The sequence below is a fragment of the Bifidobacterium sp. ESL0728 genome, assembly GCF_029392015.1.
In the GTDB taxonomy this organism is placed as follows: domain Bacteria; phylum Actinomycetota; class Actinomycetes; order Actinomycetales; family Bifidobacteriaceae; genus Bifidobacterium.
In genome coordinates this window covers 180,477-192,504 of sequence record NZ_CP113925.1, presented here as the reverse complement: position 1 = coordinate 192,504, position 12,028 = coordinate 180,477, and the positions used below count along the sequence as shown (strand labels likewise).

1 protein-coding gene (running past one end of the window) is annotated in these 12,028 nt (G+C 59.9%); it reads right to left on the bottom strand.

Annotation, left to right across the window (positions count from 1 at the left end; all coding sequences use genetic code 11):
- Positions 1 to 12,028, bottom strand: partial view of an InlB B-repeat-containing protein gene (locus tag OZX67_RS00600; RefSeq protein WP_277143186.1) — the start only. It extends 17,792 nt beyond the left edge of the window; only the first 12,028 of its 29,820 coding nucleotides appear in the window; it begins with the start codon at positions 12,026 to 12,028; its stop codon lies off the left edge, out of view.

Here is a 12,028-nt window from a genome sequence, read left to right as displayed (position 1 = left end):
GCTTGTTCCAATCGTCCTGGCTCAAATCGTTCGGATCCGGGTTCTGCGCGAGGATCTTGTCGGGGTCATCGGCCTCGTAGATCTTCATCTTCGAGTTGGTGATGCCGGTGCCGTCGAGCTCGATGTGCATGCTGTCGAGCATGCCGTTGGCCGTGTCGGTGACGTTGTTGGTCGGTGTGGTGATGGTGGGCACCACGTTGCCGATGTTGAGGCTCAGGCCGTTCGAGAACTTCGAGATCTGCAGGTCCTCTGCGGCGACGCCGTCCTTGTTCGGCAGGGTCTGGCGCACATAGTAGATGCGTCGGCCGGAGTCGGAGAAGTCCTTGGTGAGCCCGGAAACGGTGCCGTTATCGGTGGCTTCCCAAGTGCCGTCATCGTGAATCGGGATCTCGTCGCGAATCAGCTTCAGCTTGGTGGTGGCGTCCGGATTGGTGATGGGGTCGACGATGGTGGTGTCGGTGCCGTTGGTGACGCTGTTGACGTCGATCTCGGAACCGAAGTTCTTGGAGGTCTTGTCGACACCATAGAGCGAGAGCTTCTCGCCGGGCACGCCGCGACCGGTCAGATGCTTCACCCAGGAGACGTCCTTGGTGCCTTCGGCGGGCGAGGTGATGGAAGGCACGGCGTCCTTGATCTTAATGGTGGACGAATCGGAATAGACCGAATTGCCGCCGTCCTTGTAGGTCTGGCGGGCATAGTAGATGCGCTGGCCGCGAGTGTCGAGCCTGTGGTCGGGCGTGGTGCCGATGCTCAGCTTCGTGTCCTTGGACTTGCCGGAATCGGAAATCGTCCAAGTGCCGTCGGCCTTCACCTCGTCGGTGCCGAGGTCGATCAAGGTATGGGAGTCCTCATAGGCCGAACCGTCCTTCGAGGGGTCGAAGCGCGTGTCGGTGGGATCGACCGCATAAAGGTGCATGGTGGCGCCGGCCACGCCGGTACCGGAAATCTCATGGTCCCAACCGCTCAATTCGCTGCCGTTGCCGGGCGAGGTAATCTTCGGCACCATGGCGTCCATATAGACGGCCAAGCCGTCGGAGTAGTTGTCGCCGGGCAGGTCGGTCTCATGACCGTGCTCGGGGGGCTGGTCGTTGGGCAGGGTCTGGTGTGCATAGTAGACACGCTTGCCGTCGGACTGCCGGGTGACGCCCTTCGCGTCGCCGAGGTCGGTGGCACTCCATGTGCCGTCGTCGCCGACGTTGGCATAGGCCACCGCCTTGAGCTTCACACCGGAACCGGTGCCCGCCGCGATGGACTCGTCGAACTTGGTGGTGTCTTGGGCGTTCTCGGGCACCTGGGCGGAGTAGATGGTCACGCGCTGACGCGGCACACCGCGTCCGGCGAGGTTGAGGCTCCACGTCTGGCTATGGAAGTTCTTGGCCGGTGAGGTGAAGGAGGGCTTGGTGTCCTCGAAGCGGGCGGAAGCGGGCTTGGAGAACTTGGAGACGTTGCTGTCGCTGGAAGTGCCCTGAATCACCTGACGCACGAAGTAACGGCGAACGCCGTCGGCACGGGTGCGGGTGTCGAGCGCAGGGTCTCGCCACGACCACTTGCCGGTCAGCGAATCGACGGTGACGTGGGCGAGCTCCTTGGACTTGGTGGCGTCCTGGGCTTCGTTCTCGTTCCATTTCTCGTTGGGGTCGTTGGCATCGGGGTCGAACTGACCCTCCTTTTCGAAGAGCCTGTCTTTATCAGGCGTCTCATAGATGTGCAATACGGCTCCGGGCACACCGGTACCGCTGAGGTTCATGCCCCAGTGGTTGACGGTATCGACCGAGGCCGAGACGGTGGGCACGGCCGACTTGACGATGATCTTGATGGAGCTTGAATACACCGAGTTGCCGCCGATGGGCAGGGTCTGACGCACGAAGTAGATACGTGAGCCGTCGGAGAGACGGGTGTCATTCTGGGCACCGTCGTCACGCAGGATCCAAGTGCCGCTGGGGTCACTTAGAGGAATCACGTAGCTGGAAATCGCGATGAACTTGTTCTCGTCCTGATGATTGGCGTCGAAGGAGCTGTCGAACGGCGTCTGATCAGGTTTGACCGCGTAGAGGGTCACCGTCTGGCCGGGGATGCCGGTGCCGGTGAGCTGCGACTTCCATTCGGTCTGCGAGCTGCCGTCGGTGGGCGTCAAGATCTTCGGGGTGATCTGGGTGAACTTGGTCGAGCGGATCTGCGAATACCACGACTTGGTGTCGTTGTCCGGCAGGGTCTGCTCCACCCAATAGGTACGGTTGCCGTCCTTAACGCGGGTGGATCCGGCCACGGAGGCCGGGCTGGTGGTTTCGTCGTTCACGGCGCGGTCGTTGAAGACCCAGCGGCCGTCGGTCACCGGAATGTTTTCGGCGAGCTTCTTGCCCTTGATCTTGGTCTTGGTGTCCGTCGAAGCGTCATAGGGGTTGAGGTCCGCGGCGCTGGTGGCATTGTCGAACACGCCGTCGTTGTCCGCGCTCTCCCACACGGTGACCGTCTGGCCGTTCATGCCGGTGCCGCCCAAGGAGATGGTCCATGGGATGGAGCCGAGTTTGTCGTCGGCGGGCTTGTCGATGGTGGGCATCACGTTGCTGATGGTGAAGTTCGACTTGTTGGAATACTGCGAGAACTTGGTCTTGCTCGGCAGGGTCTGGCGCGCATAGTAGATGCGGGTGCCGTCGGCCTTGAAGGTGTCCTTCAGAGTGCCCGGATCCTCGAGATGCCACTTGCCTTCATCAACAGCGCCCTTGGCACCGATGGTGGTGGTGCCGATGACGATCAGGCTCTTGTCCTGTCCGAACTTCGGGTCCGTGCGATCGTAGGGGTCGGGCTTGCACTTCGACTGGTCGTTGTCGACCAAGGCCGGGTTGCAGGCATAGAGCGTCAACGTCTCACCGGGCACACCGGTGCCGGAGACGTTTTGGGCCCAGTTCGGCTTCTGGCCGTTGGGCTGGGGGTCGATGGTCGGACGGATGTTGGAGTAGACCACACGCCGGGCCTGGCTGAACTGCGTGGTGGTGCCATCTGGCAGCACCGCACTGACGTAATACCAACGGGTGCCGTCGGGACGGGTCCGGTCGTCGGTCGACATGTCCTTAAAGCTCCAGTGGCCATATGTCGTCGGATCGGAGACGTCGTTGCCGACCTTCACCTTGACGGTCTTGAGCGTGGTCTTGCTGGGATCCGAAACAACAGGAACTTCCTCGACGTTGACCGGCTTGCCCAAAGCCTTCTTATTGTCCGTGAAACGAATCTTGTTCGGGTTGGGGTCGGTGTCGTAGACGCCGGTGTGGTCGTCGTTCTCGTCATCGTCGGTCTCATAGATGGTGACAAGCGAGCCGGGCATGCCGTCGCCCTTGAGCTCGGTGCCCCACGGCACGCTCGTGTCCTTGTCGTTGGGCGAGGTGATGGTGGGTACCGCGCGGTCGACGGTGGTCTGATTCGGCTGGGAGATGCCGGAAGTGGTGCCGTCGGGCCAGGTCTGCTGCACATAGTAGATGCGGTTGCCGTTGGCGGCGATGTCGCGATACGGTTCATCCTTGGCGTGGCTGTAGGTCTTGCGGGCCACGGTGTTGACGCTGCCGTCCGGGTTCGGATCGCCCTTGGCGATGGTGGACGTGGTATCGCTGCATGTCTTGGAGTTGGAAGGGTTAGCCGGGTCGCAGCCGAGCGAGGTATCGGTGTCGCCGGCTTCCTTGTACTTGCCGTTGTCGTTGATGGACCAGGTGCCGTACCAGCCGGAGTTATAGTCCCATCCGTCGGTCGGGGTCTCGCTACGCGTGACGTCGGAGGTGCCGACCTTGATGAGGTTGATGCCGTTGGCCGCCGCCTCGGCGAGGTTGTGGAAAGTCGCCTTCGCGTTGGCCTTGTCGAAGCCCTTGTCGTCGAAGGAATCCTGAGCGAACGCAGGGCTGCGCGGGTCGGCGGCGTAGAGCGTCACCTTCTGGCCCCAGGTGCCTTCGCCCTTGATGGTCTGGCTTTGGTTGCCCGGCCAGTTGTTGGAACCGTAAGAGGTCACCGTCGGGATGGACTTGTTGTAAACCCCATAGTTGCGGACGTCGGAGAACTCGGAGAAGCGCTCCTGCGGGACTCCCTGATTATCCTTGACCTTGGGCAGAATCTCACGCACGAAGTAGAAGCGGGCGCCGTCGGACTGGCGGGTGCGCCCGTCCTTGGCCTTGTCCCAGAACTGCTTGCCTGCGTAGACGCTGCCCGAGGTGTAGTCGTTGACCTTGATGTCATCGTCATCGGTGGTGCCGACCGTCATCTTCTTGGCGCCGAGCTTGGCCCGGCAGCCGCCTTCCGCGGTGTCGGCCATGCACTTGTTGATATCGAAACCGTCGGCGTCAATGACGTGCTTATTATCGGGAGTCTCGTAGAGCTCCATGCCGATCTTGGTGTTATCGGTATCGTTGAGCGTGCGGAAGCCGAAATTGGTGCCCCACGGACCCTTGCGGTTCCTATTCCACTTGTCGCCGTCAGACCATGGACGCGCATAGGCGAAGTCGACACGGTTCTCCTGGATTGTGGACTGGTTGGTATCCGGGTACTGCTGACGCACGAAGTAGGTACGCCGTCCGTTCACGTCGTTGAGCTTATAGGTGCCGTCGTGGTCGCCTGGATCAACCATGCTCCACGTGCCGGCTCTCTTGCCATCAGTGCCGTCAGAGACGGTGACTGTACCGATCTTATGGGCGTGGGCGATGGAGTCGGCAATCTTGTCGTCGCTGCTGGCGTCGAAGACTCGGCCGGTACCGTCAGCCTTGTTGGTGGGCAGTTCGACATACAGCGTCATCTTGGAGCCTGGCACACCATAGCCGGAGAGAGTGCGCTCCCACGGACGGTTGTAGTAGTCGTCATCCACGCTGTTGATACTCGGCTTCCAGTAGTTGAAGCCCATGAATTTGGCGCCGGAGTAGTTGGAATGTACGCCGTTGGGGAGGGTCTGGCGGGCGAAGTACCAACGCGAGCCCTCATCCAGGCGGGTGCGGCCTTTCTCCATGGCGGTGTCATCGAACGACCATGTACCATCGTTCTGTACCGTAACCGAGCCAATATTCTTGGCGTCGAGCTTGTCTTTGGCCTCCTGATCGATGGCATCATCGTCGAAGTCGCCGTTGGCCTTGGTCTTCTTCGCGCTGGCGAAGGAGTTCGGGTTGTACGGATCATGGTTGGCGTCGTCAGGGGTCTCATAGACGAAGACCTTCGCGCCGGCCACACCGGTGCCCTTGACCGTGTAGGTCCACGGAGCGGTGATCCAGTTGTTGGTAGGCGCGGTGATGGCGGGATCCATGTCGGAGACGCGGGTCATGCGGCCAGGCGAGTACGCGGTCACACGGTTGTCAGGCAAGGTCTCCTTGACGTAGAGCACACGCTTCATGGTCTTCTTGTCGACCTCGCAGCCGTTGTTTTCCGCCTCGTTGGGGCAGCCCTTGTCGGTGGAGACGCTCTGCCACTGGCCGGAAGGCAATGCGCCCTCGCCGGTGCCGTCGCTGACGGTCACCGGGTCGCCGATGGTGATGAGGTGGGGCTCCACATCCGGGTCGGTGGCCTGAAGGTCGGTGCCCTTCTGGTTGTCTTTGACGAACTTGTACTTCGGGTCGGCGCCGTAAAGCTGAATCTTGGCACCGGGCACGCCATGGCCGGTGATGGTCTGCGCCCACTGGTTGACGGCCTGGTTCTCGGTAGGGGTGTCGATCGTAGGCACCGCGCCGTTGATGTAGATGTAATGGCTGCCGGAATAGGCCGTGGTCTGGCTCTCGGCGTTCGCTTCAGTGGCCTTGGGCAGGGTCTGCCTGACATAGTAGATACGCCGGCCGTTCTCGTCGGTGTTGATCTGGTCATGGTCGTCCTCGTCCCTGAACGTGCCGGGGTCATCGATGCTCCACCGATGGTAGGTGGCGGCATTGGTCGAATCGGAACCGACGACGCCGGTGCCGATCTTGCGCAGGCACACGTCCTCATCAGTGGCGGAAGCGTTCGGATCGGCCTTGCAGCCCTGGTCGGCACGCGCGGTGTAGAGCGTGATTGTCGCGCCCGCGATGCCGGTGCCGCCTACGGTCTGCTTCCAGCCGTTGACGGTGCTGCCCTTGGTGGGGGTGTCGATGGTGGGAATGTAGCCGGCCACGGTGACGGTGATGTTCTCCGAATAACCGGAGATGCTGTCGTCGGGACGCTTCTGGCTCACGTAGTAGGCACGGCGGCCGTTGGTGAGCACCGTGTTGTTGTGCGAACCGTCATCGGTGAAGGTCCACTTGCCGAAGTCGGGCTTGCTGGAGTCGCTGCCCACGGTGGCATGGCCGATGTCGCGCAGGTGCACCTTCGAATCGGTGGCTTCGGCACCGTCAATCACCTTGCCGCTCGGATCGGCGGCCCAGATGGTGACGTCGGATCCGGCAACACCGGTGCCTTCGATGGTGTATTCCCAGCTCGGCGTGGTCTTGCCTGTCGGCGTGGTGATCTTGGGCTCCATGTTGTCGACCTTGAGCGAGACGACATTCGAAGGTGCGGAGATGGAGCCATCGGGCATCTTCTGATCGACGTAGTAGTAACGCAGGTACTTGCCGTCGCCCTTGTTCGGGGTCTTGGACTTAGTGCCGTCATCGGTGGCGTTCCATGCGCCGGCAGCTCTGCCATCGGTGCCGTCGGAGACGGTGACCGTGTCGAGCAGAATCTTCTTGACGCCTTCGGCCTCGGGGTCCGTGGTGTTGATGACACCACTCGGGTCCTCCTGATAGAGGTAGAGCGTCATGCCGGGCGTGGCCTTGCCGGAGAGAGCCTTCTTCCAGCCGGCGTCGTGTGCACCGTCCGCAGGGGCGTTGATGGTGGGTTTGACGTCCTTGACGTTCAGGTAATAGCCCTTGGCGCTGTAAGCGGTCTTGGTACCATCGGCGATGTCGTCGGTATCAGGCAAGGTCTGCTGGGCGAAATACCAACGGTTGCCGTTCTTGTCGGTGGTGTTGTGGCTGCCGTTGTCCATCGCCTGCCAGTCGCCATTGTCGTCCACGTCGCCGGAGCCGACGAGGATGAGGCAGTTCTCGCCCACTTCAGTGGCCTCATGGTCGGCGTCGGCCTTGCAAGGAGCCTTCGGATTGACGGAATAGAGGTCGATGTGGCCTCCGGGCACACCACGGCCGGCGAGATTACGCTGCCAATTGGTCACCGAGTCGCCGCTGGCTGGAGTGGTAATGGTAGCCACCGTCTCGTCAATCACCACGGCCATGCCGGGAGAATAGTGCGAGATGGTTTTGTCGGGCAGAGTCTGCTTGGCATAGTAGACACGGTTGGCATCCTTGATACGGGTGTTGGCGTGCTTGCCGGAGTCCACGGCCACCCATGTGCTGTCGTCCTGTACCTGGCCTTTGCCCACCTCGATGAGGTGGACCTTCGAGTCGTCGCCAGACAACCCAGCGTCGAAACCATTGGCCTGACTGGGATCGGCCGCGTAGAGCGTCACAGTGCTGCCAGGCACGCCGAGGCCCTTGATGGTCTGCTTCCAACCCTTGACGTGCATGCCGTTATCGAAGTGTGTATACACATCGTTGTTGGACTGGTCCTTGCCGGTGAGCACATCGGTCAGGGTCGGCGTGAAATTGTTCATTTCCGTATGCATGGCCTTGGAGTAAGGCGTCTTCACCGTCGTCGTGTCAGGGTTCTCCGGATCAGCGATAACCTCCTGACGTGCGAAGTACCAACGGGTGCCGTCCTCGGCACGGGTGTTGCCGGCCGAGTGGCCGTCGGCGGTATCGCTCTCATCCTGGGCGTCATCGTTGATTGTCCAAGTGCCGTCGTTACCGACCTGTGTACGACCGACGCGTGTGGCATACGTGGAGGGCACATCATCACCGGCGTTTGGTTCGGTGGTGGCGACGACATCCTCAGGATGCATCCGGTTAGGGGTAAGAGCGTTGGGATCGGTGTACTTGGTCGGATCCGTCTCACCCTTTGCAGCGAGCTTATGGCTTTCGTCGCCGGTCTCATAGAGATCGACCCACTGTCCAGGCACGCCATGGCCGGTGATGGTGGTGCGCTTCGGACCGGTGGTGCCGTTACCCCAGTCGAACTTGGTGCCATCGGCAGTGTCGATGGAAGGAATGTAATACTTTGGGACGATAGAACTCATCAAAGAATAGTTGGAACGGGAGTTGGCGTGGTGTTGTTCGGTGTCCACGTCGCCGTTCTTGTAAGTGGTGCGCACCCAATACCAGCGCTGGCCGTCCTCATAGCGGGTCTTGCCCTGCTTGTCGGTAAATGTCCATGTGCCTGTCGTGTCAGGAGCGGTGGGATCGCCCTCGACGGTGGCGGTGCCGAGCACTTCGGTGTGGAAGGTGGGGGCGCCACGGGTCTGCGCCGACTTGGCACCGAAGAGGGAAAGCACTTTCTTCTTCACAGTGGAGAAAAAGCCAGCCTTGGGCGCGGCGGAGAGGGTTGCAGCATCATTGAAAACGCCGGACTCATCCTTGGCCTTCAGATCCTTGCCCATGGTGACACTCACCGTTTTGGCAGCGGCACCCTGATTTTGGGCAGAGTTCTCCCCGGAAACGGCACTTGCCGGTGCGGCGAATGCCGCTTTGGACTTGACCAACGGTGAAGCGGGTTCAGGCAGCATCTGGCCTCCGGCTTCTTCGGCCGGGCCCTTGTTGCCTTCGTCCTCGCCTTCGGCATCCACGCCATCGACGTTCCATGTGGCGTTGAGATCACTGCTGTTCGGGTCACGATTGGCGGCCGTGAAAGCCGCATCGGAATCATCGGTCTTGTCGCCATCGGCATCGGTGATGCGACGCTCGGTGGTACGCAGGATGGTGACGGTGGATCCAGGCACACCCTTGCCGCTCAATGGCGTGCTGTAAGTGTTGTAAGTGCCGGTCTTGCCTTCCCCGTGCTTCGGAGAATCAATCGAAGGTATGGCGTCGGTGACATGCACCGTAATCGGGTCGGTGTAGAGCCACTGCTTGCCGTTGTGATTCACACGCACGATGTAGCGACGCGTGCCGTCGCGACGGGTTGTGAACTGCGAGTTCGCGCCCTTGTCCAGGAACGTATACGCGTCATCGGAACCAGTCGTCGTCGTGGTCGACGAACGGTAGACCTTGCACCCAGCTCTGCCCTTGACATCTTCCGTCTTCGGATTGCCATCCGCATCAACCGGCATCTCGCCATCGGATTCCTTGTTTTCGTCGTCGCAAGCCGCAATCATCTTCTCGGGATCGGTGGCGCTGCCCTTGGCACCCCATGGATGCTTCGGGTCCTCAGCCCACAGCTCCCAATTGCCGGCCTGATTGCTCGGCCCGGTAACGGTGGTGTTATACACGACATTCGTCTTGACTTCAGCGGTACTGTCCACCGGGGAAGTGATGGTCGGCTTATCGAGCGTGCGATCCTGATCATAGAAGGCGGTGCCGGCAACCCAACCTTTATTGATAAGATCCTGCATCTGGGACTGGCTCATACCGTCAGTGATTTGTACCGACGAATTGACCGGATCAGAGCTACGACCGGTACCAGGCCATGTTACCAGTTTGAAGTAGCCGTCAAGCCCTTGGTCAGCAGTTGCTTTACCAAAGTCGATGGAGCCATCAGAGTTCTGAGCGGGGCCAGGAGAAGATAAATCATAGTCTCCTGTAGCGGTCCGCGTAAAATGGCCTGCCGTATAATCACAACTTAATCTGGACCAGCATCCCCAATAACGGGCACTATGATCAGCTGCAGCAAAATGACCGATATGATTATAGAATGGCACCATGGTGAAATCATGATTAAACTCGATTTGACTGGGCTTCTTCGTTAAAGACGTAACGGGAACCCATTTTCCGTCTTTTAGTCCCATCCATTGATAATATACCGATTTTACGGCTACAGAATCACCTGCGTTCCAAACAAAGTTAAAAGAAGCAGGTGGTGCAATGCCTGGCTTCGCGGGGTTAGTGGTCCAAGCCGAAGCAGCTAAATCAAAATCGCCCTCATCGTAATACCGATATACACCCCAAGAGTCCCACCTTCTGTCATTACCGCCAATAGCGTACTCGCCTTTGCCGCCTTGCAACCCAGGCATTCCTCCAGTCAGGCCCAATCCGAATCCAAAATTTTCTTTTGCATCTTTTATGGAAGGAGAATTATAAGCGGCGACTCTTCCCCATGCCCCATATGCGATATAGCCTGATGTTGCTGCATTAATGCCTTTCTCATTATGCGTCGCACTCGGTCCATTTTGGCCGTTGAAATACACGCTCACCGGGCCAGAAGCCATGTTGGCGACCACATCGGGGTGACCGCTCAGCAGCGCATCGCCGTCAAGACCAGCAGCGGGAGCATCGGTGGGAACCGTAGCATCGTCGCGCAGTTCTTGCGTATCAGGGAAGAGGTTGTTGTCGGAAGGCGCGGTAATCGCGTCGCCTGCCCCCATGTAGGCCAAAATCTTGTTCGACACCGAGGTGCCGCCCTCGGTCGTTTTCGGCGTGACATCGGTCAAGGCAACCGTATTGTCATCCGCAGCCGCAATCGTGTATTTCAGGCTCACATACAGATCGGTGAGCGAGGAATCTTCCTTGTCATCGATGGTCTTCTGGATGGTCCAGCCGTTCTTGCAGTTGGCGTAGTTCATGGCGCCCTTCTGCTCCGAGCCGGCGCCATCGGGAATCATGCTCACATACGGCAAAGACCACCATGGGGTGGCCGCAACGTGGGTCTGCACAATGAATCGTAGTTTCGTGGAGACCGTGGGCTTGCTCGCCAACGGATTGCTGGGAGCGGGAGTCTCGCCGTCTTTGGTCAGGCTCCGATCGCTGAGCATCTGGGTGGTGACCTGGCCCTTGGGCACGGTCATGATGAAGTCGTAGCTGAAGTACGCGGTCTGGCCTTTGCCGCCCTGCACCTTGTTGGTGTAGCCAAGCATCGTCTTCAACGCCGGGCCGTTGCCCGACTGCGCCGAAGGCTTCTGACCGGCCTTCGCTACCTTGGCTGACTTCGTGGATTTAGTAGCCTTGGCAGACTTGCCGGATTGCGCATTGACGGCCTTGGCCGCCTGCTGCTGCTCGCTGGCGTTCATCGGCACCTGCGTGACCTTGCCGTTCTTGTCGACCATGACCTTGGTGAGCCCGGAAATCTGGTTATTCGCCTGCTGAGCCTGCTGCTCCTGCTGCTGCTTCTGCTGCTTACGCATCGCGTCGGCCTGCGCCTGCACCGCGTCGGGCCCGCCGTTCTGCTCCACCTCGGTGGCCGAAGCCATGCCCGGCAACGCCATGGACGCGGCGGCCACAATGCACACCAGGTTGCCGAAGAGGCCCAGTCTGCGGGCATACTTCGAGTGCGAATCGGACTTCGAGCCTCGGCCGAACCAGCCCATCACGGTGGCGCCGACGCGCGCGAACCAGCCGGACACCGCCTTCCCCAGACGCGCCATACTCGGCTTGGTGCCCGATGCACCTGAAGCGTGCGTGGAGCCCTTATCGATGCTGTTCATATCCGTGGCGTTCATGCCCCTGTCACTTTCACTGCTGTTTAAATCCGAGACGACTTCATTCAAAGAATTGTTCGATATATCTTGTATTACAGATTGAGGTTTCGGTTTCATACCGGATCCCGTTTTCGGAATCTTCGTGTTGCTTCGCTGCTCCGTTGCAGCCGCTTTCGTGAAAGTCCCTTCGGCATCGTTGCCGATACGGCCAGTGTGCATATCTGGTGTCGTGGTCATTTTTTCGTTAGCGTTGGTGATTTCTTCGGCAACTGCCGGAGGTCCCAAAATCATGGCGTAAAGACGGTCTCCGAGACCCTTCTTCTGCACGTCGCCCTCGGCGGCCTTCGCGCCGCGCACGCGGTTCCTCAGCTTGATCGACTCCACATCGTCGCCGTCTTTGCTGTCCAAATGGCACCAATAATCAAGGATGTGGCGCTTGGCCTTGCCGGAATGTTTCGTTTCAGCCTTTTTGAACGCATAGTCGTCCCCGCTCAACGACTTCTTCTCTCCAGACATGGCCGCACCTCTACCCTGACCGGGGACAACCTTGCCGTCGTCACCATGCACCTGCTTGTCGCGCGACACACCTTCGACGTCAGACAT